Origin of the sequence: Streptomyces sp. NRRL F-5755, from assembly GCF_001279365.1 — a bacterium.
Lineage (GTDB): Bacteria > Actinomycetota > Actinomycetes > Streptomycetales > Streptomycetaceae > Streptomyces > Streptomyces rimosus.
In genome coordinates, this window is record NZ_LGCW01000282.1 from 26,274 (window position 1) to 51,712 (window position 25,439).

At 72.9% G+C, this 25,439-nt stretch carries 21 protein-coding genes; 16 read left to right on the forward strand and 5 right to left on the reverse strand.

The annotated features are described in order from the left end of the window. Positions 1-69 precede the first annotated feature (69 nt). The 13 genes from ADK86_RS28175 to ADK86_RS28235 all read left to right on the forward strand — a co-directional run bounded on the left by ADK86_RS28175 (position 70) and on the right by ADK86_RS28235 (position 15,012). Positions 70-1,587, forward strand: a complete 1,518-nt coding sequence (locus ADK86_RS28175) for a gamma-aminobutyraldehyde dehydrogenase (protein ID WP_053699143.1) — start codon at positions 70-72, stop codon at positions 1,585-1,587. Between the two features lie 71 nt (positions 1,588-1,658). Continuing rightward, complete coding sequence (locus ADK86_RS28180) at positions 1,659-2,906, forward strand: polyamine ABC transporter substrate-binding protein (protein ID WP_053699144.1); 1,248 nt, start codon at positions 1,659-1,661, stop codon at positions 2,904-2,906. 57 nt (positions 2,907-2,963) lie between these two features. Continuing rightward, complete coding sequence (locus ADK86_RS28185) at positions 2,964-4,112, forward strand: ABC transporter ATP-binding protein (protein WP_030650465.1); 1,149 nt, start codon at positions 2,964-2,966, stop codon at positions 4,110-4,112. Next, positions 4,109-5,041 (forward strand): ABC transporter permease, encoded by a 933-nt coding sequence (locus ADK86_RS28190; RefSeq protein ID WP_053699145.1) that lies wholly within the window; start codon positions 4,109-4,111, stop codon positions 5,039-5,041. The genes ADK86_RS28185 and ADK86_RS28190 overlap by 4 nt, the downstream gene beginning before the upstream one ends. After that, positions 5,038-5,835 (forward strand): ABC transporter permease, encoded by a 798-nt coding sequence (locus ADK86_RS28195; RefSeq protein ID WP_003980184.1) that lies wholly within the window; start codon positions 5,038-5,040, stop codon positions 5,833-5,835. Before ADK86_RS28190 ends, ADK86_RS28195 begins: the two co-directional genes overlap by 4 nt. Positions 5,836-5,840: 5 nt before the next feature. Then, positions 5,841-7,256: an NAD(P)/FAD-dependent oxidoreductase gene (locus ADK86_RS28200; protein WP_053699146.1), complete on the forward strand. Its 1,416-nt coding sequence runs from the start codon at positions 5,841-5,843 to the stop codon at positions 7,254-7,256. A gap of 230 nt (positions 7,257-7,486) precedes the next feature. Then, the gene (locus ADK86_RS28205; protein WP_053699147.1) at positions 7,487-7,939 is read left to right on the forward strand and encodes a hypothetical protein; all 453 of its coding nucleotides are present in this window, start codon (positions 7,487-7,489) and stop codon (positions 7,937-7,939) included. Between the two features lie 281 nt (positions 7,940-8,220). Next, on the forward strand, positions 8,221-9,120 hold the full coding sequence (locus tag ADK86_RS28210) for a helix-turn-helix domain-containing protein (protein ID WP_107088582.1): 900 nt from the start codon (positions 8,221-8,223) through the stop codon (positions 9,118-9,120). A 166-nt stretch (positions 9,121-9,286) separates the two neighbouring features. Then, entirely contained in the window at positions 9,287-10,354 is a 1,068-nt protein-coding gene (locus ADK86_RS28215) for a glucose-1-phosphate thymidylyltransferase (RefSeq protein WP_053699149.1), read from the forward strand. Then, positions 10,351-11,331 (forward strand): dTDP-glucose 4,6-dehydratase, encoded by a 981-nt coding sequence (gene rfbB / locus ADK86_RS28220; protein WP_053699150.1) that lies wholly within the window; start codon positions 10,351-10,353, stop codon positions 11,329-11,331. Before ADK86_RS28215 ends, rfbB begins: the two co-directional genes overlap by 4 nt. Then, complete coding sequence (locus ADK86_RS28225) at positions 11,328-12,440, forward strand: DegT/DnrJ/EryC1/StrS family aminotransferase (protein ID WP_053699151.1); 1,113 nt, start codon at positions 11,328-11,330, stop codon at positions 12,438-12,440. The genes rfbB and ADK86_RS28225 overlap by 4 nt, the downstream gene beginning before the upstream one ends. After that, positions 12,440-13,786: an NDP-hexose 2,3-dehydratase family protein gene (locus ADK86_RS28230; RefSeq protein WP_053699152.1), complete on the forward strand. Its 1,347-nt coding sequence runs from the start codon at positions 12,440-12,442 to the stop codon at positions 13,784-13,786. The genes ADK86_RS28225 and ADK86_RS28230 overlap by 1 nt, the downstream gene beginning before the upstream one ends. Further along, on the forward strand, positions 13,786-15,012 hold the full coding sequence (locus tag ADK86_RS28235; protein ID WP_053699153.1) for a class I SAM-dependent methyltransferase: 1,227 nt from the start codon (positions 13,786-13,788) through the stop codon (positions 15,010-15,012). Before ADK86_RS28230 ends, ADK86_RS28235 begins: the two co-directional genes overlap by 1 nt. Positions 15,013-15,031: 19 nt before the next feature. Here the strand turns inward: ADK86_RS28235 and ADK86_RS28240 are convergent, their stop codons facing one another. Further along, entirely contained in the window at positions 15,032-16,165 is a 1,134-nt protein-coding gene (locus tag ADK86_RS28240; RefSeq protein WP_053699154.1) for a nucleotide disphospho-sugar-binding domain-containing protein, read from the reverse strand. 3 nt (positions 16,166-16,168) lie between these two features. Next, the gene (locus ADK86_RS28245) at positions 16,169-17,329 is read right to left on the reverse strand and encodes a DegT/DnrJ/EryC1/StrS family aminotransferase (RefSeq protein ID WP_053699155.1); all 1,161 of its coding nucleotides are present in this window, start codon (positions 17,327-17,329) and stop codon (positions 16,169-16,171) included. A 268-nt stretch (positions 17,330-17,597) separates the two neighbouring features. On the opposite strand from ADK86_RS28245, the gene ADK86_RS28250 reads away from it, so the two are divergent. Beyond that, a complete protein-coding gene (locus tag ADK86_RS28250; RefSeq protein ID WP_050507147.1) occupies positions 17,598-18,524 on the forward strand; it encodes a TauD/TfdA dioxygenase family protein in 927 nt (308 codons plus the stop codon). Next, entirely contained in the window at positions 18,521-19,546 is a 1,026-nt protein-coding gene (locus tag ADK86_RS28255) for an L-tyrosine/L-tryptophan isonitrile synthase family protein (RefSeq protein ID WP_053699156.1), read from the forward strand. Before ADK86_RS28250 ends, ADK86_RS28255 begins: the two co-directional genes overlap by 4 nt. On the opposite strand, the gene ADK86_RS28260 is transcribed toward ADK86_RS28255, so the two are convergent. Both ADK86_RS28260 and gabT read right to left on the reverse strand, forming a co-directional pair. Then, positions 19,510-20,160, reverse strand: coding sequence for a phosphatase PAP2 family protein (locus ADK86_RS28260; RefSeq protein WP_053699157.1), 651 nt, complete (start codon positions 20,158-20,160; stop codon positions 19,510-19,512). The two genes, ADK86_RS28255 and ADK86_RS28260, sit on opposite strands and share 37 nt — an antisense overlap. 364 nt (positions 20,161-20,524) lie before the next feature. After that, on the reverse strand, positions 20,525-21,874 hold the full coding sequence (gene gabT, locus ADK86_RS28265) for a 4-aminobutyrate--2-oxoglutarate transaminase (RefSeq protein ID WP_053699158.1): 1,350 nt from the start codon (positions 21,872-21,874) through the stop codon (positions 20,525-20,527). A 237-nt stretch (positions 21,875-22,111) separates the two neighbouring features. On the opposite strand from gabT, the gene ADK86_RS28270 reads away from it, so the two are divergent. Continuing rightward, positions 22,112-24,274: a hypothetical protein gene (locus tag ADK86_RS28270; RefSeq protein ID WP_053699159.1), complete on the forward strand. Its 2,163-nt coding sequence runs from the start codon at positions 22,112-22,114 to the stop codon at positions 24,272-24,274. A 290-nt stretch (positions 24,275-24,564) separates the two neighbouring features. Here the strand turns inward: ADK86_RS28270 and ADK86_RS28275 are convergent, their stop codons facing one another. Further along, positions 24,565-25,023, reverse strand: a complete 459-nt coding sequence (locus tag ADK86_RS28275) for a RidA family protein (protein ID WP_053699160.1) — start codon at positions 25,021-25,023, stop codon at positions 24,565-24,567. Positions 25,024-25,439 lie beyond the last annotated feature (416 nt).

Here is a 25,439-nt window from a genome sequence, read left to right on the forward strand (position 1 = left end):
ATCGATTCCGGAAAGAGCTACGCCTGGGGTGCCGCTGAGCGGCCCCGGCGTCCGGCGGAGGAGAGCACCATGATCCAGCGATTCGACGTGCGGGACCGATTCGCCGAGGGCGCGCAGTACCTCGCCGGCGGACTCCGGGACGGCAGCTCCGGCCGCACCCAGTACGTGGTCGATCCGGCCACCGGCGAGCAGGTGTACGGCTACCGGCTGGCCTCGACGGCGGACGTGGACGCGGCGGTGGACGCCGCTGTGCGCGCCTTCCCCGCGTGGGCCGGGGCGACCCCGGGCGAGCGCTCCGACGCCCTGCACCGGTTCGCCACCGTCCTCGGCGAGCGGGCCGGAGAGCTGGCCTACGCCGAGTCGCTCCATTGCGGCAAGCCCATCAAGCTCAGCGCGGAGTTCGACGTACCGGGGTCGGTCGACAACGCGGCCTTCTTCGCGGGCGCCGCCCGGCACCTGGAGGGGCGGTCGGCGGGGGAGTACAGCCCGGACCACACCTCGGTGATCCGCCGCGAGCCCATCGGCGTCATCGGCTCCATCGCGCCGTGGAACTACCCGCTCCAGATGGCCGCCTGGAAGGTGCTGCCGGCCATCGCGGCAGGCAACACGATCGTCCTCAAGCCCGCCGAGACCACCCCGCTGACGTCGCTGATGTTCGCCCAGGCGGCGACCGAGGCGGGCATCCCGGACGGTGTGCTCAACATCGTCTCCGGCGCCGGCCGGGAGGCCGGCGAACACCTGGTGGCCCACCCGGGCGTCGCCATGACCTCCTTCACCGGTTCGACGGCGGTCGGCAAACGGGTCGCAGAGATCGCCACCAGTACCGTCAAGCGGCTGCACCTCGAACTCGGCGGCAAGGCCCCGTTCGTGGTCTTCGACGACGCAGACCTGGAGGCCGCGGTGCACGGGGCGGTGGCCGGCGCCCTGATCAACACCGGGCAGGACTGCACCGCCGCCACCCGCGCCTATGTGCAGCGACCGCTCTACGACGCCTTCGTCGGCGGCGTGGCCGACCTGATGGCGACCGTACGGCTCGGCGACCCGTTCGACCCGGCCACCGATCTCGGCCCGCTGATCTCGCACATCCAGCGCGACCGGGTCGCCGGGTTCGTCGACCGGGCCCGGTCGTACGCCACCGTCGTCACCGGCGGCGCGGCGCCGCAGGGCGAGCTGGCCAAGGGCGCGTACTACCTGCCCACGCTGATCACGGGCGCCGCGCAGGACAGCGAGGTGGTCCAGAGCGAGATCTTCGGGCCGGTGCTGGTCGTGCTGCCCTTCGACAGCGACGACGAGGGGATCGCGCTGGCCAACGACACGCCGTACGGCCTGGCGGCCTCCGCATGGAGCCGGGACGTCTACCGCGCCGGCCGCGCCACCCGCGAGATCAAGGCGGGCTGTGTCTGGGTCAACGACCACATCCCGATCCTCAGCGAGATGCCGCACGGCGGCTACAAGGCCAGCGGCTTCGGCAAGGACATGTCCGCCTACTCCTTCGAGGAGTACACGCAGGTCAAGCACGTCATGTACGACAACACCGGCACGGCCAGGAAGGACTGGCACCGGACCGTCTTCGGGGACCGCACCTGAGAGCGGGGCGGCAGCCGCCGCACACGGCCGCACCGGCTGACCACCGGGCTCATTCTGAAAGGGCACCGCGTATGGAGGACACCCAGCAGCCCGGGAGCCTGTCCGCACCCGAGCTCGCCGCCGTACGGCGCAGCCTCACCGACGGCCGGATGGCCATGACCCGGCGGTCGCTGCTGCGCGCGGGCGGGGCGGGCGCGCTGGCGTTCGGCGGCCTCGGCGCGCTGTCGGCCTGCGGCATTCCGCCTGCGGGCCGTACGGACGCGGGGCGGTCGGTGGACCACTCCGGGCAGGAGAAACGTGTCAGCTTCTCCAACTGGACGGAGTACCTGGACGTCAGCGACGACGGCAAGCGCCGGCCGACCCTCGACGCCTTCACCCGGCGCACCGGAATAGCGGTGAAATACACCGAGGACGTCAACGACAACGACGAATTCTTCGGCAAGATCCAGGCGCAGCTGGCGGCCGGGCAGGACACCGGCCGGGACCTGATCGTGCTCACCGACTGGATGTGCGCGCGGATGATCGGACTCGGCTGGGTGCAGAAACTGGACGCCGCGTCCCTGCCCCACGCGCGCGCCAATCTCTCGGACCAGTTCCGCGATCCGGACTGGGACCCGGGGCGCGCCCATTCCTACCCCTGGACGGGCATCCCGGCCGTCATCGCGTACAACGCGAATGCCACCGGCGGACGTACGGTCGATTCCGTCAGCCAATTGCTGGACGACCCGAAGCTCAAGGGCCGGGTCGGATTCCTGTCGGAAATGCGGGACAGCGTCGGGCTGACCCTGCTGGACATGGGAAAGCGCCCCGAGGACTGTACGGCGGACGATTTCGACGCCGCGATCGCCCGGCTCCAGAAGGGCGTGGACAGCAAGCAGATCCGGCGCTTCACCGGGAACGACTACATCAACGACCTGAGCAAGGGCGATCTCGCGGCGTGCGTGGCCTGGGCCGGGGACGTGGTCCAGCTCCAGCACGACAACCCGGACATCAAATACGCCGTGCCGCGCGCGGGTTACATGACGTCCACGGACAATCTTCTGATTCCTGACCAGGCTCGCCACAAAGAGAACGCCGAACGCCTCATCGACTACTGCTACGAGCCGAAGGTGGCGGCGCGGATCGCGGCGTACATCAACTATGTGTGCCCGGTCGACGGCGTACGCGAGGAACTGGCGAAGATCGACCGGGACCTGGCGGACAACCCGCTGATCCTCCCGGACCGGGAGATGACCGCCCGGTCGCATTCCTTCCGCGCGCTGCACGGCGAGGAGAGCAAGGACTTCGCCCGGAAATTCGCCGATCTCACGGGTGCCTGAGACCGTAACGCCCGGCCATGCACCGGCCCGCCCGCCCTCCGACCCACGGGACCACCCATGACACAGACCTCCGGTGGCGACGTCCGCCTCTCCGGGATCAGCAAGACGTACGGCTCCTTCACCGCCGTCCACCCGCTCGACCTGACGGTCCCGGCCGGTTCCTTCTTCGCGCTGCTGGGCGCCTCAGGCTGCGGCAAGACCACCACCCTGCGCATGATCGCGGGCCTGGAGGACCCGTCCACCGGGACCGTCGAGCTGGACGGCAAGGACGTCACCGCGCTGCCCCCGTACAAGCGCCCGGTCAATACCGTCTTCCAGAACTACGCCTTGTTCCCGCACCTAGACATCTACGAGAACATCGCGTTCGGCCTGCGCCGCCGTGGCATCAAATCCGTGAAGAAACAGGTCGAGGAGATGCTCGACCTGGTCGAACTCGGTCCCATGGCGCGCCGTAAACCGCAGCAGCTCTCCGGCGGCCAGCAGCAGCGCGTCGCGGTCGCCCGCGCGCTGATCAACCACCCGCGAGTGCTCCTCCTGGACGAGCCGCTGGGCGCCCTCGACCTCAAGCTGCGCCGCCAGATGCAGCTCGAACTCAAGCGCATCCAGACCGAGGTCGGCATCACCTTCGTGCACGTCACCCACGACCAGGAGGAGGCCCTGACGATGGCCGACACGGTCGCGGTGATGAACGGCGGCCGCGTCGAGCAGCTCGGCGCGCCCGCCGACCTGTACGAGAACCCGGCCACCACCTTCGTCGCCAACTTCCTGGGCACCTCCAACCTCATCGAGGCCGAGGTGGTGGCGGCCGGCGGCGACGACCTGCTGCTCACCGCCGGGGAGACCAAGCTGCGGCTGCCCGCCGGGCGATGTCGCACCACGGTCCGCACCGGTGGCAAGGTCCTGGCGGGCGTACGGCCCGAGAAGATCAGCCTCGCGCACGCCGACGACGCGGGCGGCATCGCCGAGGGCCGCAACCGGCTGCCGGGACGCATCCGGGACGCCGGTTTCCTCGGCGTCAGCACGCAGTACGTGATCGAGTCCCCGGGCGCCGGGCGCCTCGCCGTCTACGAGCAGAACGTCGAGCGCGACCCCCGCTTGGTGCCCGGCGCCGAGGTGGTCCTCCACTGGAGCCCCGCGCACACCTTCGGCCTGGACGCCGCCCAGGACATCGAGGCCGGCGCGGACACCGGCGAGGAGGCGGCATGACGACGACCACCGAAGCGCCGCCCCACGCCGCCCCCGAGGGGGCACCGCAGGCCCGCGGGCGCGCCACGCGCAAGCGCCTCGTGCCGTACTGGCTGCTGCTTCCCGGCATCCTCTGGCTGGTCGTCTTCTTCGCCGCGCCGCTGGTCTACCAGGCGTCCACGTCCGTACAGACCGGCTCCCTCGAAGAGGGCTTCAAGGTCACCTGGCACTTCGCCACCTACTGGGACGCGCTGGGGGAGTACTGGCCGCAGTTCCTGCGCTCGGTCGGCTACGCGGCCACCGCGACGGTGCTCTGCCTGGTGCTGGGCTATCCGCTCGCGTACCTCATCGCCTTCAAGGCGGGCCGCTGGCGCAACGTCGTGATGATCCTGGTCATCGCCCCGTTCTTCACCAGCTTCCTGATCCGCACGCTGGCCTGGAAGACGATTCTGGCGGACGGCGGTCCGGTGGTCGGCGTACTGAACTCGCTGCACGTCCTGGACGTGACGAGCTGGCTGGGGCTGACCGAGGGGCAGCGGCTGCTGGCCACGCCGCTGGCGGTGGTGTGCGGCCTGACGTACAACTTCCTGCCGTTCATGGTGCTGCCGCTGTACACCTCGCTGGAGCGCATCGACCCGCGGCTGCACGAGGCCGCCGGCGACCTGTACGCCCGCCCCGTCACCACCTTCCGCCGGGTGACGTTCCCGCTGTCCATGCCGGGCGTGGTGGCCGGCACGCTGCTGACCTTCATCCCGGCCGCCGGTGACTACATCAACGCCGAACTGCTCGGCTCCACCGACCAGAAGATGATCGGCAACGTCATCCAGTCGCAGTTCCTGCGCGTCCTGGACTACCCGACGGCCGCCGCGCTCTCCTTCATCCTCATGGCGGCCATCCTCGCCATGGTCACCATCTACATCCGCAAGTCCGGGACGGAGGACCTGGTGTGAGGGCCGTACTCCGGTGGCTGCGCCGCCACCTCGTCGTGCTCGCGGGCCTGGCTACGCTCGCGTACCTGCTGCTGCCCAACCTCGTCGTGCTGGTCTTCTCGTTCAATAAGCCCAACGGGCGCTTCAACTACGAGTGGCAACGATTCGCCACGGACGCCTGGACCGACCCGTGCGGCGTCGCCGACCTGTGCGGCTCGCTGGGCCTGAGCCTGCAGATCGCCGTCTGGTCGACGGTCGGCGCGACCGTCCTCGGCACCATGATCGCGTTCGCGCTGGCCCGCTACCGCTTCCGCGCCCGGCCCGCCGTCAACACCCTGATCTTCCTGCCGATGGCGATGCCCGAGGTGGTGATGGCCGCCTCGCTGGCCACCCTGTTCCTCAACATGGGCATCAGGTTCGGCTTCTGGACGATCCTGATCGCACACGTCATGTTCTGCCTGAGCTTTGTCGTCACGGCGGTCAAGGCCCGCGTCATGAGCATGGACCCGCGCCTGGAACAGGCGGCCCAGGACCTCTACGCCTCGCCCGCGCAGACGTTCCTGCGCGTGACCCTGCCGATCGCCGCGCCCGGCATCGCGGCCGGCGCGCTGCTCTCCTTCGCACTGTCCTTCGACGACTTCATCATCACCAACTTCAACGCCGGCTCGACTGTGACGTTCCCCATGTTCGTCTGGGGATCGGCGCAGCGTGGCACACCCGTTCAGATCAATGTCATCGGAACGGCGATGTTCCTGATCGCCGTGCTCTGCGTCCTGGGGGCACAACTGCTCTCCGGACGCCGGAAGAGGAGCTGAGAACCATGGCACGAGCTGCCATGACCACCCCCGTCCACGCCCTCGCGGACGCCGCCCCGATCTCCTTCTGGCTGGACGACGAGAACCGTCCGGCCGCCCTCCCCGCCCTCGTCGGCGACGAGCACACCGACCTGCTCGTCGTCGGCGGCGGCTACTCGGGCCTGTGGACCGCCCTGATCGCCAAGGAACGCGACCCCGCACGCGACGTCGTCCTCGTCGAGGGCCAGGAGGTCGGCTGGGCCGCCTCAGGCCGCAACGGCGGCTTCTGCGCCGCCTCCCTGACCCACGGCCTCGGCAACGGCCTGGACCGCTGGCCGGGCGAGCTGAGGAAACTCGAAGAACTCGGCGCCCGCAACCTCGACGCCATCGAGGACACCATCGCCCGCCACGGCATCGACTGCGACTTCGAGCGCACCGGCGAGATCGACGTCGCCACCGAGCCCCACCAGGTCGCCGAGCTGAAGGAGAGCGCCGAACAGGCCGAACGGCTGGGCCTGACCGGCATCGAGTTCCTCGACCGCGAGGCGCTGCGCGCGCAGATCGACTCGCCGACCTTCCTGGCCGGCCTCTGGAACCGTACGGGCGTCGCCATGCTCCACCCCGCGCGGCTGGCCTGGGGCCTGAAGAAGGCGTGCCTGGACCTCGGCGTACGGATCTACGAGCACACCCCCGCCACCGCCCTGGCCGCCGACGGCCTCGGCATGGCGGCCCGCACGCCGTACGGCCGGGTCTTCGCCCGACGGGTCGCGCTGGGCACCAACGTCTTCCCGTCCCTGGTGCGCCGTGTGCGCCCGTACGTCGTCCCGGTCTACGACCACGCGCTGATGACCGAGCCGCTGTCGGACGGGCAGCTGGACGCCATCGGCTGGCGGGGCCGCCAGGGCCTGTCGGACAGCAACCACCACTTCCACTACTTCCGTCTGACCGCCGACCACCGCATCCTGTGGGGCGGCTACGACGCCGTCTACCGCTTCGGCGCTTCGGTCCGCGCCGAGTACGACCACCGCCCGGCCACGTACGAGAAGCTGGCCCGGCACTTCTTCCAGTGCTTCCCGCAGCTGGCGGGGCTGCGCTTCACCCACGCATGGGGCGGCGCCATCGACACCTGCTCGCGCTTCTCGGCCTTCTTCGGCACCGCGCACGCCGGGCGGGTCGCCTACGCGGCCGGCTACACGGGGCTGGGCGTGGGCGCCACGCGCTTCGGCGCGGAGGTCATGCTCGACTTCCTGGCGGGCGAGCGCACGGAGCGCACCGAGCTGGAGATGGTCCGTACCAAGCCGCTGCCGTTCCCGCCGGAGCCGCTGCGCTGGGCCGGGATCGGCCTCACGCAGTGGTCCATGACCAGGGCCGACACCCACGGCGGGCGCCGCAACCTGTGGCTGCGGGCGATGGACAGGGCCGGGCTCGGCTTCGACAGCTGACCGCACGGGCTGTACGGCGGGCGCGCTTCCACAGCGCGTCTGCTCCCCCGCGGGCGCGCCCGTACCCCCTCGGGCGCGCCAGCCGTCCAACGCCCCCGCACGCGCCACTCCACGCCCCCCACTGCTTCCGTCCACCGCGAAAAACCCCGGCAAACCCGTGTAAGGATGCCGCCGCCGCGGTCTCTCACCGGGCGGACAGCGGTCCGAGCGGACCGCGGAAGCGAGGGGACATGGACGCCGCGGGGGCGAAGAACGCAGTGGAGTGGCTGGTGACGGCGGCAGCGGACCCCGACGCCTGCCGGTGGGAGTGGGAGCGCAACCCCCTCGGGGTCGCGCTCCTCCCGGCCGGCCGGCTCTGGGACGTACTGATCGTGCCCGGCGCGCTGGGACGCCCGACGCTGGACGTGCTGACGCGGGTGACGGAGCGGCCGGGGCCGGTGCTCGGGGACTTCGGGGGCGCCCGTACGGGCTTCTTCGTGCCGCCGGGCACGGCCGCGCGCTGGCTGGGCACCGGGGTGCGCGGCGCGGGGAGCGGCAGCTGGATCGTGGTGCCGTACCCGGGCCGGGCTACAGGCGGTGTGCGGTGGCTCGTCGCCCCCGACGGCACGGGGCGGCTCACCGAACCGGCGGTGCTCGAACTGGCGATGCACGAGGCCGCCGCCTCACTCGCGGCCGGGCCGTGAGAGGGGCACGAACCGGCCATTCACGGCGCCGTGCTGAGTCGTGCGGGCCCGGCATCCGTGAATCCGGACGGGGGGCCGCTCGCAGGGGCTCGCCGATTGGGCCGGGCGCAGGGGGCGCCCGATGCCCGCATCAGGTGCCGCATTTCCAGGGGGGAAGAGTTGTGCGCACGCCGGAACACGTTCTCGGAAGGCTTGGCGTCGAGCCGGAGACGGAAACGGTCTATCGGGCCCTGCTGGCCCGGCCATACGCCGCGCCGGCCGTTTTGGCGGACCATACGGGAATGACCGGGCGGGAAGTCGAACGGGCCTTGGACCGCCTGGCCGAACTGGCGCTGGTACGCCCTTCGGCGGAGCACTCCGGCAGGCTGTACGCGGTGAGCCCGCGGCTGGGCATGGATATCCTGCTCGCCCGGCAACAGGCCGAACTCGCCGCGCAACAGCAGCGCGTGGAGGAAAGCCGGGCCGCCGCCGCCCGGCTCGTCTCCGAATTCGCGGTGCCCCAGCAATCCGCCGCCGACCACGGCGTGCTCCGGCTGGCCGGCGCCGACCGGATATCCGACCACCTGGCGGAAATGGGCGCGGCCGCCGAAGAGGAATTGCAGGTGTTCGCGGGCGGACCGCCCGGCACGTTGTCCGAATTGCCACCGCTGCGGCCGCTGTACGAGATGCTGCTGGCCCGCGGAATCCGTGTGCGCACCGTCTGCCTGGACAGCGCCCGGCACGATCCGGCGGCCGTGGCCCATGCCGAGTGGCTGGCGTCGGCGGGGGCGGAGGTCCGTACGGCCGCCGTGCTGCCCACCCGTATGGTCGTCGTGGACCGCCGCTCCGCGCTCGTCTGCGCCTCCGCCGAGGACACCGCGCAGACCGCCGTCTCCGTGCGGGTGCACGGCGTGGTGACCGCGCTGAGCACGCTGTTCGACGCCGTGTGGGCGGCGGCCGAGCGGCTGGGGCCGCCGCCGTCCCGGCGCGCGGCGGACGGCTTCACCCGGCAGCACCTGGCCGCGCTGCAACTGCTCGCCGAGGGGCACACGGACGCCACGGTCGCCCGGCGGCTGGGCGTCTCGGCCCGTACGGCCCGCCGGATCGCGACCGACGCGATGGCGGGCATGAAGGCGCGCAGCCGGTTCCAGGCGGGCGTGCTCGCCGCCCAGCTGGGGTATCTCCCGGCGTCCTCCGCCTGACGCTCCGCACGGTACGAGCAGGGAATTCCGGCCGGCCCACCGCGACCGGCCGGAATTCCGCGCGCCTTTCGCTGGGGGCCCGCGTGTGGACCGAAAGGGACATGGCCGGTTCGGTCCACCGGAAGCCCCTTCTTTCGTACGGCGGGCGCGTCGACACTCCGTTGGCATGAAGGCTCTGGTGCTGTCCGGCGGAACGGGTACCCGGCTCCGCCCTTTCACGTATGCGATGCCCAAGCAGCTGATCCCCGTCGCGGGCAAGCCGGTACTGCGGCATGTCCTGGAAAATCTCCGGGAGCTGGGCGTCACGGATATCGGCGTCGTCGTCGACGCACGGGACCGGCACATCGCGGCGGCCCTCGGCGACGGCGCGGACCTCGGCGTACGGCTCACCTTTCTCCGCCAGGAACAGCCGCTGGGACTGGCGCATTGCGTGGTCCTCGGCCGGGATTTCCTGGGCACGGAGGATTTCGTCCTCCACCTCGGTGACAATGTGCTGCCCGAGGGGATCGGCACGCTCGCCGCGCGATTCGCCGCCCGCCGCCCCGCCGCTCAGCTGGTCGTCCAGAAGGTGCCCGACCCGCGCCGCTTCGGCGTCGCGGAGCTGGACGCGGACGGTGCCGTGCTGCGGGTGACGGAGAAGCCGGACCGGCCGCGCAGCGACCTCGCGCTGGTCGGCGTCTACTTCTTCACCGCCGAGGTGCACCGCGCGGTGGCCGCCATCGCGCCGGGCCGCCGCGGCGAACTGGAGATCACCGACGCCGTGCAGTGGCTGATCGACGCGGGCGCCGAGGTCCGGGCGGGGGAGTACGGCGGCTACTGGCGCGACATCGGATGCGCCGAGGACGTGCTCGCCTGCAACCGCAGGCTCCTGGAGGGCATCCGGCCCGCGGTGGCGGGCCGCCTCGACACCGCGAGCCGGCTCACCGGACCCGTCGTGATCGAGGCCGGTGCCCGGGTGACCGGATCGGTGATCGAGGGGCCGGTCCTGATCGGCGCGGGCACCGTCGTCGAGGACAGCCACATCGGCCCGTACACCGCCCTGGGGCGCGACTGCGTTCTGCGCCGTGCCGGGATCGCGGACTCCGTCACCCTCGACGGTGTGACGATCGACCGGGTCGGCGGCCTGACCGGCTCGCTGATCGGCCGCGCCGCCCGCATCGGCCGGGCCCGCCCCGGCGACGGGCGGCACCGGCTGCTGGTGGGCGACGACATCCGGATCGAGGTGGCGGCGTGAGGCTCCTGGTCACCGGCGGCGCCGGGTTCATCGGCTCGCACTACGTCCGTACGCTCCTGGACGGCGGCTTCGGGGAGCGGCCCGACGCGGACACCCACGTCACCGTCCTGGACCTGCTCACCTATGCGGGCAACCGCGCCAACCTGCCCGCGCACCACCCCCGCATGGAGTTCGTGCGCGGCGACATCGGCGACCTGCCGCTGCTGCTGGCGCTGCTGCCCGGCCACGACGCCGTGGTGCACTTCGCGGCCGAGACGCATGTCGACCGCTCGCTCGCCCCGGACGCCGCGCCCGAGTTCGTACGGACCAACGTCCTCGGCACCCAGACGCTCCTCGACGCCTGCCTGCGCACCGGTGTCGGCCGCATGGTGCAGATTTCCACCGACGAGGTCTACGGCTCGATCGCGCACGGCGCGTGGACCGAGGAGCAGCCGCCCGCGCCGCGCTCGCCGTACGCGGCGTCCAAGGCGGGCGCCGACCTGCTCGTGCTGGCCTGCCACCACACCCACGGGCTGAACGTGTCGATCACCCGCTGCTGCAACAACTACGGCCCGTACCAGCACCCCGAAAAGCTCATCCCGCGCTTCGTGACCCGCCTCCTGGAGGGCCGCGAACTGCCCCTGTACGGCGACGGGCGCCACGTCCGCGAATGGCTGCACGTGGACGACCACTGCCGCGCCGTGCACCGGGTCCTCCACCGCGGCAGGGCCGGCGAGATCTACCACGTCGGCGGCGGCAGCCCGCGCACCAACCTCGCGCTGACGGGGCAGTTGCTGCGGCTGTGCGGCGCCGAGTGGTCCAGCGTCCGCCGGGTGACCGACCGCAAGGGCCACGACCGGCGCTACGCGCTCGACGCCACCAAGATCCGTACGGAGCTGGGCCACGCGCCGCGCACCGGCTTCGACCGCGGCCTGGCCGACACCGTGGCCTGGTACCGCGACCACCCCGACTGGTGGAAGGAGACGGCACTCCGATGACCATCCGAGTGTGGGACTACCTGGCCGAGTACGCGGAGGAGCGGGCGGACCTGCTCGACGCCGTGGACACGGTCTTCCGCTCCGGGCAGCTGGTGCTCGGAGCGAGCGTCCGCGGCTTCGAGGCCGAGTACGCCGCCTGGCACGGCGCCGCCCACTGCGTCGGCGTGGACAACGGAACCAACGCCGTCACCCTCGCCCTCCAGGCCCTCGGCATCCGCCCCGGCGACGAAGTCATCACGGTCTCCAACACCGCGGCGCCCACCGTGCTGGCCATCGACGCGGCCGGGGCCGTCCCCGTCTTCGTGGACGTGCGCCCCGATACGTACCTGATGGACACCGCGCAGCTCGCGGCGGCCGTGACGGGCCGCACCCGGGCCCTGCTCCCGGTGCACCTCTACGGGCAGTGCGTGGACATGGCGCCGCTCCGCGCCGTCGCCGACGCGCACGGGCTGGCCGTCCTGGAGGACTGCGCGCAGTCCCATGGCGCGCGGCACCACGGCCGCCTGGCGGGAACCCTGGGCGACGCCGCGGCCTTCTCCTTCTACCCGACCAAGGTCCTCGGCACCTACGGCGACGGCGGCGCGGTGCTCACCCCGGACACCGATGTCGACGCGGCGCTGCGGCAGCTGCGGTACTACGGCATGCGCGAGCGCTACTACGTCGTCCGCACGCCGGGCCACAACAGCCGCCTGGACGAGCTGCACGCCGAGATCCTGCGCCGCAAACTCCGCCGCCTGGACCGCTACATCGCCGCCCGCCGCGCGGTGGCACGGCGCTACGAACAGGCGCTCGCGGGCAGCGGCCTGGTGCTGCCCGTCACGGCCCCGGGCAACGACCACGTGTATTACGTCTACGTCGTCCGCCACCCCGAACGGGACCGCATCCTGCGCCTCCTGGAGGAGCGGTACGACATCGCGCTCAACATCAGCTACCCGTGGCCGGTGCACACCATGACCGGCTTCGCGCACCTCGGATACGGCAGGGGAGCGCTGCCCGTCACCGAGGCACTGGCGGATGAGATCTTCTCGCTGCCCATGTACCCGTCGCTGCCACGGGGCGTGCAGGACAAGGTGATCGGTGCGCTGCTCGACGTGCTGGGAGGGCTGTGATGGCCGTATCCGTGTCAACGGCGGTGCCCGCGCCCGTCGCCGGCCGCGTGGTCCCCGGTGCGCTCGGCCGCTGGTTCGCCGAGGCCGGCGAGCGCACGTACACCCGTACCCGGCGCATCCCGCTGGACGCCCTGGAGGGCTGGCACACCGACGCGCACACGGGCGACCTCGTCCATGACCGGGGCAGCTTCTTCAGCGTCGGGGGCCTGGACGTGACGGCGCCGGACGGCCCCGTGCCGCGCTGGGCGCAGCCCGTCCTGCACCAGCCGGAGACCGGCATTCTCGGGCTGCTGGTCAAGGACTTCGATGGGGTGCCGCACTATCTGATGCAGGCCAAACCCGAACCGGGCAACGCGGGCGGCCTCCAGCTAGCCCCCACCGTGCAGGCCACCCGCTCCAATTTCACCCGTGCGCACGGTGGCCTGGCGGTGCCCTACCTGCGCCACTTCCGCAGCCCGTCGCCGCGCGCGCTGATCGCAGACGTACGCCAGTCGGAACAGGGCGCGTGGTTCTACCGCAAGCGCAACCGCAACATGATCGTGCGTACGACGGAGGACGTGCCGGTGCTGCCGGGGCACCGGTGGATGACGCTGCCGCAGATCCACGGGCTGCTCGCGGCCGGTGACGTGGTGAACATGGACGCCCGGAGCGTGCTCGCCTGCCTGCCCCCGCGGCCCGGCCCGGCGGGCCGCCCCCGCCACACGGGGCGGGAGATCCTGCGCTGGCTCACCGACGTCCGCAGCCGGCCCGGCCTGCGCACCCGCCCCGTACCGCTGCGCGGGCTGCCGGGCTGGCACCGCACGGAGCACGCGATCCGCCACGACGACGGCCGGTTCTTCGAGATCATCGCGGTCGAGGTACGGGCGGGCGGCCGCGAGGTGCGGCGCTGGACACAGCCCATGCTGCGCCCGTGCGGCACCGGCGTCATCGCCTTCCTCCACACCCGCATCGACGGCGTGCCCCACGTCCTCGTGCACGCCGCCGCCGAGCCGGGCAGCGTGGACGCCGCCGAGCTGACCGCGACGGTGTGCTGCACCCCGCAGAACTACGCGGGGCTGCCGCCCGCGGCCCGCCCGCACTTCCTGGACGAGGTACGGGACGCGCCACCGGACCGGGTGCTCTTCGATGCGCTCCTGTCGGAGGAAGGCGGCCGCTTCCACCACGCGCTCAACCGCTACCGGATCGTGGCGGTCGACGGGCCCGGTGCGTACGAGACGGCCGGCGACTACCGGTGGGTGACGGTGCGGCAGCTGTACGCGCTGCTGTGCCACAGCCACTACGTCACCATCCAGGCCCGCACCCTGCTCACCTGTCTGCGCAGTCTGTCCGGAGCGGAGGCCCCCTGATGACCGGAACGGCGTGCCGGGTCTGCACGGCGCCGCTGCGTACCTTCCTCGACCTCGGGGACCACCCGCTGTCCTCGGCCTTCCCGACGCCCGCCGAAGCCCTGGACGGGGCAGGGGACACGGTTCGCTACCGCCTCGCTGCCGGACAGTGTGAGCGCTGCGCCCTGGTCCAGCTCACGGGCGACGTGCCGTACGGACGCCGTCCGCACCAGGGGTACCCGTACCACTCGTCCGGGTCCGCCGTGATGCGCGAGCATTTCCGTGCGGCCGGGCTGCGCCTGCTGCGTACCGAACTGCACGGCGCACGGGGCGCCCTGGCCGTCGAGATCGGCCGTACGGACGGCGTGGTGCTCCGGACCCTGGCGGACGCCGGAGTGCGCCCGCTCGCCTTCGAGCCGTCCGGACGGTGCGGATACGGGGCGGCGCGGGTGCGCCCCGACTTCCTGACCGCCGCGTCCGCGCGTGAGGCCGTCGCCGCCGAGGGCCGCGCCCGCGTCGTGTACGCCGCCAACACCGTGTGTGACATCGCCGACCTGCCGGGCCTGTTCGCGGGCCTGGACGAACTCCTCACCGCCGACGGCGCTTTCGTCTTCGAGGACCCGTACCTCGGCGAGATCGTCCGGCGCACCGCCTTCGACCAGTTCTACGACGAGCACCGCTGGTACTTCACCGCGACCTCCGTGCGCGCCCTGGCCGAGCGGTACGGATTCCGGCTGACCGGCGTCGAACGGCTGCCGGTGCACGGCGGCCAGCTCCGCTACGTTCTCACCCGGGCCGGACGCCGCAGGCCCGCACCGGAGGTGGCGGAAGTCCTGGCGGAGGAGGAGGCCCGTGGGCTGACGGACCCCGCGACCCTGGACGCCTTCGCGGGCCGGGTGGAGCGCGTGCGCGGGGACCTGGTGGCGCTCCTCGAAGCGCTGCGTGCCGCGGGCCGTACGGTGGCGGGCTACGGGGCCACGGCGAAGAGCTGCACCGTGGCCACGTACTGCGGCCTGGGGCCGCACCTGGTTCCCTATGTCTGCGACAGCACCCCGGCCAAACAGGGCAGGGTGACCCCCGGCGCCCATATCCCCGTCCGCCCGCCCGCGGCCTTCGCCGCGCCCTATCCGGACTACGCGCTGCTGTTCGCGTGGAACCACGCCGAAGAGATCATGGCCAAAGAGCAGGCGTTCCGGGCCACGGGCGGGCGGTGGATCCTTTACGTGCCGGAGGTACGGGTGGTGTGAGGAGCGGACACGGCGGCCGTCAGCCCGCCAGCTTCTCCAGCCGCGGCACGATCGCCGCCGGGGAGGGCAGGGCCGCCGTCTCGTCCCGTATCTCGGCCGCTGCGGCCAGCAGGGCGTCGTCCGTCAGCAGGCGGCGCAGCAGGCCCGCGTCCACCGCTTCCGGAGAACTGACCATGGCGACGCCCCGTGCGCGCAGAATGCGGGCCACCTCGTAGTCGTCGGCGCCGCCCGGCAGCACCAGATGCCGTACGCCCGCGCCGAGACCGGCCAGCGTGGTGCCGTTGCCGCCGTGGTGGATCATCGCGGTGCAGGTCGCCAGCAGCGCGGTGAGCGGCAGCCAGCCCTCGGCCCGTACGTTGGCGGGCAGGGGCCCCAGCGCGGCGGGGCCGGCGTCGCCGAGCGCCAGGACGAACTCGGCGTCCACCGCGCCGGCCGCGCGCACCACCGTACGCAGCTCGCCGACGCCGCTCAGCTGCGGGCGCAGCGTGCCGAGCGTGACCGCGACCCGGGGCCGGGCCGGGCGCTCCAGCAGCCAGGGCGGCAGCACGGCGCCGGTGGTGTAGGGCAGCGCCCGCATGGGCCAGCCGCCCAGGTCGTACGCGGCGATGCTGGGCGGGCGGGTGTCGATCGTCGCCGTGGGCGGGGGCGGCGGCCCGTCCAGGCCGTACTGCCGGTACACGGCGGCCAGCCACGGCCCGAAGCGGCTGCTGATCTGCCGGAAATGGTGGCAGCTGATGGTGTGCTCGACGGCCGGTACGCCGAGCAGCGCGGCCACGAGAGGCCCGGCGCCCTGGAGTTCGGTGTACAGGACGAGATCGGGGCGCCAGGCCGTGGCGACCTCGACGGTCCGCTCGACGGTGGCCTCGGAAGTCCTGGCGAACAGTTCGGCGGCCAGGGTGACGGCTTCGGGCGAGTCCGTACGGAACCGGTCGAAGGTCATGCCGCGTTCGGCCAGCAGCCGCCCGAAGATCTCCTCGGTGTCGGCGGCGGGGGAGGAGTCGAAGGCGTGCAGCCCGGCGCGCGCCACGTGTGCGCATGAGGCGCCGGGGACGGCGAACAGCACGTCGTGCCCCGCGGCGCGCAGCGCGTGCGCCAGTGCGATCGGCGGGAAGACGTGCCCCGCCCCGTGGGACGTGGTCACCAGGACGCGCATGGCTCAGCCCTCCCTCGTGAGTACCGGCCGGCCCTCGGCGGCGACGGCCCCACGCAGCGCGGCGGCCACCCTGCGGACATCGCGGTCGCCGAGTCCCGGATGCAGCGGCAGGCACAGCGTCTCCGCGGCAGCCTGCTCCGCGCCCGGCAGGGCGGGGCCGCCGGTCCCGAACGCGGGCACCTTGTGCAGCGGCGCGTAGCGGAAGGTCGTGTAGATGCCGTCCCGGAGCAGCGCGGCGGCCACCCGGTCGCGCAGACCGGCCGCCATCTGCACCCAGTAGAAGAAGTACGAGGACGTGTGCCCGGCGGGCAGCGGGGGCGGCAGGCGCAGCGCGTCGCAGCCGGCCAGCTCCCGGTCGTACAGCTCGACGATCTCCCTGCGGCGGGCGAGGAACGCGGGCAGCCGGTCCAGCTGGACCGCGCCGATCGCCGCGGTCAGGTCGTTGCTGAGCTCCCGGCGCCCCGGTTCCGGCACGTCCAGCTCCCACCAGCGGGACGAGACCCGCGCGTGCCCCAGGCCGGTCGGCTGGACCAGGCCGTGGTACGCCAACCGGCGTGCCCGTACGGCCAGTTCCGCGTCGCGTACGTACAGCATCCCGCCGTCCCCGGTGGTCAGCACCTTGGCCGCGTCGAAGCTCCACATCGCCAGATCGCCGAAGGTGCCGACCGCCCGGCCGTTCACGCATGAGGCCACCGAACAGGCGCAGTCCTCGATCAGGGTGCGGCCCGCCGCGCGGCAGTTGGCGGCAATGCGCGCTATGTCGCCGGGGTAGCCGCCGTAGTGCAGCACCACCACTGCTTTGGTACGGGGCGTGACGACGGCCTCGACGTCCTCCGCGGTCGGGTTCAGGGTGCGGGCGTCCACGTCGCAGAAGACGGGGCGGCCACCGGCCCGTACGACCGCGTTGGCGGCGGCCACGAAGCTGGGCGAGGGCAGCACCACCTCGTCGCCGGGCCGCAGGCCGAGCAGTTCGGTGGCGAGGAAGAGGCCCGCCGTGCCCGAGTTGAGGAACAGCACATGCTCCGGGTGTACCCCGACGTGCGCGGCGAAGGCGGCCTCGAAGGCGGCGCTGCGCGGCCCGTGACCGAGCCAGCGGTCCGCGAACACCGCTGCCACGGCGGCCAGTTCCGCGTCCCCGGCCTGCGGCTGGAAGAGGTCGATCATGTCGTGGTCCTCACATCCTCGAAGGGGCGGGTGCCTGGGGCGAGTCTGGGGCGGTCCCTGGGGCCCCGGAAGCGGGCGGCTCGGGACCGAAGCGGCCATGGACGGTTCGGTCCGGCGGCGGTGTCTTCCGCGCATGGGGCGGCGGCGGAAGGGTCGCATCTGTCAGCGAGATGTCACTCGCCCATGGAAAGATCTTGAAACCTCAAGTACTGTCGCTGTCCCGTGCCCGGCCGTCCGGCCCGGCACGCCGCTGTCCCGGAGAGGAACCATGACGTCCCAAGCCGTCCCCGCGTCCGGCCCGGCCACCGCCGCCTTAGACGACACCCGGTCCTGGACCCTGGCCGAACCCGGCCCCTTCGGCGTCCTGATCACCCCGGCCGAGCCCGGCACCCCGGTCACCGCCGTCCCCGTGCCGTGGCTGCGCGACCTGGCCCGCCGCCACCACCTCGTCGCCCTGCGGGGCTTCACCCCGCCCGCCGACGCCACGGCCCTCGACGCCTACGCGCGCACCTGGGGCGAGGTGATGGAATGGCCGTTCGGCACGGTCTTCGACGTACGTGCCCACCAGGACCCCGAGGACCACGTCTTCGACACCGGCTTCATGCCGCTGCACTGGGACGGAATGTACGTCGAGCACGTGCCCGAGTTCCAGATCTTCCACTGCGTCGCGGCCCCAGGGGCGGCCGAGGGCGGCGGCACGCTCTTCTGCGACACCACCCGCGTCCTCGCCGACGCCGACCCCGAGACCCTGGAGCGCTGGCGCGGCCTCACCCTGAGCTACCGCAACGCCAAGGTCTCGCACTACGGCGGACTCGTCGTCTCGCCCCTGATCGAGCCGCACCCCGACGCCGGGTTCCCGGTGATGCGGTTCCTCGAACCGGTGCCGGACGGCGAGCACATCATCAACGAGCCGGACGTGGGCATCGACGGACTGACGGGCGAGGCGGAGGCCGCCGAACTGGCCGCCATCCGCGACGCCGCGTACGACCCCCGGCACGTGTACGTGCACGCCTGGCAGCAGGACGACATCGTCATCGCCGACAACTACACCCTGCTGCACACCCGGGTGCCCTACCGCCGCGGACTGCCCCGCCACCTGCGCCGCGTCCATGTCCTGGGCGATCCCCCGCTGCGCAGCCACGTCCACGACCAGCAGGGCGCCACCGGGGCCGACACCCAGCGGGGGACCGCATGACCGTGACGTACGAGCAGCACGCCGAGCGCCCGGCACAGGGGGAGGACGAGGGTGACGCCGCGTACGAAGCCGCCACGCGGCAGTACTGCGCACAGATCCTGGAACTGCTGCTGCCGCACCGCCGCCCCGTCGGCGCCCCGGACGGGGCGGACCCGCACCACGGCCACCGGCCCGAGGAGTGCTTCGCCGAACAGCTCGCCCAGCTGCGCGACTTCGTCGCCCGCCGCGAGCCGGTGCTGCTGACCCTGCCGGCGTTCCCCTGCAAGTCGCCCAACCCCGCCAAGGTCGCCGGCCACCTGCCGGACCTCGGCGAACTGCTCTCGCTGCGCTTCCTGGACGACCTGTGCGCCGCGATCGGCGCCGTCTACCCGCCCGGTGCCCGGCTGCTGATCTGCTCGGACGGCCATGTCTTCGGCGACCTCATACGCGTCCCGGACGCGCACATCGACGCGTACGGCAAGGCGCTGCGCGAAATGATCGAGGCGACCGGCCTGCGGCACATCGACACCTTCGGGCTGGACCAGGTCTACGAGGACCGCACCTACGACGAAAAACGCGCTCTCCTGGAGCGGGACCACGCGCAGAGCCTGGAGGAACTGCGGGACGAGGTACGGGGCGGCGGCCCGGCGCTCAGCCACTACCGCGGCACCATCCGCTTCCTCGTCGAGGACACCGCGGACTGGACCGGATCGAAGGCGCAGTTGCAGCGCGAGTGCCGCGGGCGCGCGTACGGCGTGCTGCGCCGCAGCCGGGCATGGGGCGAGCTGATCGCCCACCACTACCCGCGCAACGTGCGGCTGTCCATCCACCCCCAGCCCTGCGGCTCGGCGAAGTTCGGGATCGCGCTGCTGGAGGCGGCGGACAACTGGCTCACGCCGTGGCACGCCGTCGTCGTGCAGACCGGCGCGGACCGCTTCCGGCTGATGAAGCGGCACGAGGCGGAGCGGGTGGGGATACCGGCGGGCCCGAGCTGGCGGCCGAGCCACTACATCGCGTCGGAGCTGTTCGACGTGGCTAGCTGACCGTCCGGCCGGTGCGGGCGGGCGGCCCGCCGCCCGCACACCGCCGTACAGACCGTGAGCAGGACCCCCGCCAGGCACCAACTGGCCAGCACATCCAGCGGCCAGTGATAGCCGCGGCGCACCAGGCCGATGCCGACCGCCAGATTGAGCAGCCCCACGCCGACGGCTGCGACAGCGGTCGGCATCGGCCTGCGCGGGCGTTCGCGCAGTGCGGTGAGCAGCAGGGCGACCGATCCGTACGCGACCGCCGCCGTCGCCGCGTGCCCCGAAGGGAAGAAGCCGGTGTGCGCGCCGCCGGCCATCTCGGGCGGCCCCGTGCGGGCCAGCCAGGTCTTCAACGGGACCACCAGCGCGGGCACCACTGCCATGGTCAGCACGGCGGCCAGTGGCGGCAGCCACCAGCGCGGCGCGGCTGCCCGCCTGCCGCGCCATGCCGCGTACAGCGCCGCGAGCGCGAGCACCGGCAGTGCGACGACCGTGTTGCCGAGGTCGGCGAAAAACTCCGCGAGCGAGGCGGGCACGGCGCTGTGGACCAGCGCGCGGCCGAGGCGTTCGTCCAGCGCGCGGAGCGGACCGTCGGAAGCCACCTGCCAGGCGAGGACCGCGAAGAGCACGGCGCACAGAACGGCGGGGAGAAGGCCGCGCCGGAGGAAGAAGGCCGGCCGCCTCGGAACAGGGGGGGTGGTTCCGAGGCGGCCGCGCTGACCGGAGTGCCGCGCGCCCCGGGGGGTTTGGGGCGGGCGGCCGTCCGATCGGTGAGGATGCCCGGGGCGCGGGGCCCCGGATGTGTGCGCGAAGGCACGGCCTGGCCGAAGCCGGGGAAGCCCCGGCCGGGCGTCGCTCACGGCTTCCTGTGAGCGGGGTGTATCTCTCATCTGCAGAAACCGTACGGCAGGGAGGCGGGGCCGGACAGCCGGATCACCCGGCCACCATCGGCCCCGCACACATTCTTCACGTCCTGCCGCCGATCACGGCGGGTCACACCGTCGCGAGCGCACCCTCGATGATGTTCAGGCCCTCGTTCAGCAGGTCCTCGCCGATGACCAGCGGCGGCAGGAAGCGCAGCACGTTGCCGTACGTGCCGGTGGTCAGCACCAGCAGGCCCTCCTGGTGGCAGGCCGCGGCCAGCGCCGCGGTCGCCTTCGGGTTCGGCTCCTTGGAACCGGACTCCACGATCTCGATGGCGATCATCGCACCCCGGCCGCGGACCTCGCCGATGATGTCGTGCTTGTCCGCCATCGCCTGCAGACGCGGCTTCATGATCTCGCCGATCCGGCGGGCCTTCGCGTTCAGGTCCAGCTCGCGCATCGTCTCGATGGCGCCGAGCGCCGCCGCGCAGGCCACCGGGTTGCCGCCGTAGGTGCCGCCCAGGCCGCCCGCGTGCGCCGCGTCCATGATCTCGGCGCGGCCGGTGACGGCCGCCAGCGGCAGACCGCCCGCGATGCCCTTCGCGGTCGTGATCAGGTCCGGGACGATGTTTTCGTCCTCGCACGCGAACCACTGGCCGGTACGGCAGAAGCCGGACTGGATCTCGTCCGCGACGAAGACGATGCCGTTCTCCTTCGCGAAGTCCGCGATGGCGGGCAGGAAGCCCTTGGCCGGCTCGATGAAGCCGCCCTCGCCGAGCACCGGCTCGATGATGATCGCGGCCACGTTCTCCGCGCCGATCTGCTTGGTGATCTGCGAGATGGCCTGGTCCGCTGCCTCCTTGGCGCAGTTCTCCGGGCCGGTCAGCCAGCGGTAGGGGTAGGCCAGCGGCACCCGGTAGACCTCCGGGGCGAACGGGCCGAAACCGTGCTTGTACGGCATGTTCTTCGCGGTCAGCGCCATCGTCAGGTTCGTCCGGCCGTGGTAGCCGTGGTCGAAGACGACGACCGCCTGGCGCTTGGTGTACGCGCGGGCGATCTTGACGGCGTTCTCCACGGCCTCGGCGCCCGAGTTGAACAGCGCCGACTTCTTGGCGTGGTCGCCCGGGGTCAGCTCGGCCAGCTGCTCACAGACCTCCACGTACGGCTCGTACGGCGTGACCATCACACAAGTGTGGGTGAAGTCCGCGAGCTGCGCGGTGGCGCGGCGCACCACGGCCTCGGCGCTGTTGCCGACCGAGGTGACGGCGATGCCCGAACCGAAGTCGATGAAGGAGTTGCCGTCGACGTCCTCCAGGATGCCGCCGCCCGCGCGCTTGGCGAAGACGGGCAGCACCGCCCCGACGCCGCCGGCCACGGTGGCCTGCTTGCGCGCCCACAGCTCCTGGGACTTCGGGCCGGGGATCGCGGTGACGACGCGACGCTCCTGGGGGAGGGCGGGGCCTCCGGACAGTTCGGTCATGGCAGTCTCCTGGGGTGGAACGGGACGTTCTGAAGGGTTGTGCTCGCAGGCTAGGGGGCGGAGCGGGACGTCGGCATGTTCCGTTCGGGAGAAGTACGCGTGTTGCGTTGTCCGCACCGGACATAGCGGCGGGGTACGGCCAGTAGATTGAGCGGCGGCGTACGCAGCGAACAGCAGGGTGCGCGCGGGGCCGCCCGCCGCGCGCCCGCACGTCTCAAGGGGGACGAGGGGCACCGGATGGACACCGAGGGCACGCAGCACGACGCACCGCACACCCGCACCGACCACCACGTACCCCGCCCCGCGGCGCCACCGGTCCCGCCCGCCCCGCCGTCGGCCCCGTCCGCCCGGCCGTCTCCCGGCATCCCGCCGGTGCCGTCGGCCCCGCCCGCCTTCGAGGACGGCGCGTTCCTGCACTGGCTCCGCGCGCCCCGCCGGGCCGCCGCGCCCGGCATCTGGACGTACGGGCATATCCCGCGGCCCGCCGAGAACCCCGACCGGGTGCCCACCCGGCAGCTCGTCACCGGCGCGCTGATCTCGTTCCTGTGCGGCTGGCTGCTGTGGTCCCTGCTGTGGAACGGCTACCTCGGCCCGTACTGGCTCTATCCGCTGCTGCTCCTGACGCCGGACTCCTGGCGCTCGGCCGGCGGCGACAAGATGATCTTCGTTACGCTGACGTACCTCTACTACGCGCTCGTCCTGGCCGTCCTCGTGCTCGTCTTCGGACGGCTCGGACGCTGGCGGGAACTGGGGCGGCGCCTGCTGGGGCCAGTACTGCGCCGCGCCAGGGAACAGCGGCCCGACGCCGTACCGGAGCCGGAGGCGGACCGCGCGCAATGGCCCGCCCTGCGCGCGGGCGGCGCACCGGACGCCGCCGACAAACTCGCCGCCGAAGCCCTGGCCGGCCGCATGAACGATGTCGACGTGTCCCGTATCGAACGCGCCTGGCAGTCCGTGCGCTCCGGCAAGAACTCCCTCGCCTCCTTCACCGACACCGTCCTGCGGCACGGCGCCGCCGCCTGCGCCCACCCCTCCGGCCTGCGCGACCTGCCCGCCCGCGCCGCCCACCACGACCTGCTCGCCCAGCAGGTGCGCATCGGTACCGCAACCGACCACCCGCGCAATCCGCACCAGCACCGCGGTGCGGGCTGCGCTCTCGACCCGACGCTGCTGGGCACCTCACTGCTCGCCGTCGGCCCGCCCGGCTGCGGCAAGACCACCCGCGTGGTGCGGCCCGTCGTGGAGGCCATGTGCCTCCAGGCGCTGGCCGGGCGCGGGGCGGTGGTCGCCGTCGGCGCGGCGGGCTCCGCCCTCGGCCCGGACGACGCGTTCGACGCGGTCGTACGGATCGGCGCCCCCGAACCGGACTGCGACATCGACCTGTACGGCGGCACCACCGACCCCGACGAGGCGGCCGGCATCCTCGCCGAAGCGCTCGTCGGCGACCTGGCCGCCACCCTGCCCGGCGGCGACAGCCGGCGCGCCGCGACCGCGCTCGGCCAGCTCCTCGGCCCGTACCGCGCCGCGCACGGCCGCTTCCCGTCCGTACCCGAACTGCGCGAACTCCTCGACGGCTCGGCGACGGCGCTGGCCGCGCTGCGCGACGCGCTGGAGGCCGCCGGGGCGCAGCCGCTGCTGCGCGAACTCGACGCCCGCGCGCGACAGTCCGGCCGCCCCGACGACATCGGCGACCTCCTCGCCGACCGCGTCGCCCTCCTCGACCGCCCCGCCTTCGCGCCGTACTTCGACCCTGAGGGCGGCGACCGCCAGATTTCCCTGCGCGCGCTCGACCACCCGCTACGGGTGCGTATCGACCTGCCCGAGCGCGGCCACGCGGAGGCGTCGCGCATCCTGGCCCGGCTGGTGCTGGCCCAGTTCACCGAGTGCGCGGCGGCCCGCACCGACCGCTCGCTCTTCGCCTGCCTGGTCCTCGACGACGCGGCGCACACCGTCACCGCCGAGTCGCTGCGCGGCCTCCAGCGGCTGCGCGCTGCCAACGCGGGCGTCGTGCTGACCCTGCGCTCCCTCGACGACATACCCGAGACGCTGCGCAGCGCGCTGCTCGGCGCGGTGGGCTGCCGGATGGCGTTCGCGGGCGTGACGACGTGGGACGGGGCGCGGTTCGCCGAGGTATGGGGCAAGGAGTGGGTCGAGACGCGCGATGTGACGGACCGGCAGATCATCGCGGAGGGCGCCGCGATGAAGGCGTTCCACGTCTTCCGCCACCTGGTCACCGGCAAGGCCGCCACCGCCAAGGCGGTCACCGTCCGCACCGTCGAACGCGAACGCTGGTCCGCCTCCGATCTGGCCAACTCGGTGCCGCCGGGGCACGCGGTGCTGTCGGTCACGTCGGTACGGGGGGAGCATGCGCCGCCGGTGTTGGTGGATCTGCGGGGGTGAGGAGGGCCCTTCGGGGCCGGTGTCCGGTATCCGGTGTCCGGTATCCGGTGTCCGGCGGGGCTGACCGGCAGGCGCGCCGGGGCGGGCGCGATCCGGCGCCGTGGACTGCGTTCCCGGACGGTGCGCTCCTGCGTGGGGCGTTCCCGCATGGTGCGCTCCTGCGCGGGGCGTTCCCGCACGGGGCGTTCCCGCACGGTCCTCTCCTGCACGGTGCCCTCCCGCACGGTGCGCCGCCTCGTCGCCGGTGGATGTGTCGACGTCGCCGCGGTCGGCCGTCTCGCCGAACCGCGTCAGAGCCCGCCCCGTTCCTCCCGCCGTGCGGCCCCATGCGGCGCGGAATCGACCGGGTCCTCCCGCACCACCCCCGTCGCCGTGATCTCCACCAGCTGCCCCGGATAACCGAGCACGGTGACGCCCACGAGCGTGGACGTGTGCGGCCCCGTGGAGAGGGCCGAGGCGCGGACCTCCTCCCAGGCGGGGAAGAGCGCCTCGGTGGTGGTGGCGGCCACGTACACCGTGCTGGCGATCACCCGGTCCAGGCCACTGCCGGCCGCCTCCAGCTGGGCGGTGAGGTTGGCGAGGACCTGGCGGGTCTGGGCGGCGAGGTCGCCGGGGCCGACGAGGTTGCCGTCCGCGTCGAGCGGCACCGCGCCCGCGGTGAAGACCAGGCGCTCACCTGCCTCGACTACGGCGGCGTGCGAGTAGCGCGGGGGCGGGAACAGGCCGGGCACGGTCGTGAAGCGGGCCATCGGGGCTCCTTCGGGCGGCGTCTGCGTGGTGCCGGATCGGTCGGTGCCGATCAGCTCACGGCGGGGCCGGGTGCGTCCACCGGTTTTCCCCGGCCAGGGCCGGTCCGGCCGCCATCCGTACGGGGCCACCCCGCCCGCCGCCCGCACGGGGCCGCCCCGTCCGCCTCTTGCACGGGGCCGCCGACGTGGTGGGCGAGGCCGCGCACGCCGACCACGTCCGCCCGCCATCCACACGGGGCCGCCCCGCCCGTCTCCTGCACGGGGCAGCCGACGCGGTGGGCGAGGGTGCGCGCCGACCACGTCCGCCCGCCGCCCGCACGGGGCCGCCCCGTCCGCCTCCTGCACGGGGCAGCCGACGCGGTGGGCGAGGGTGCGCGCCGACCACGTCCGCCCGCCGCCCGCACGGGGCCGCCCCG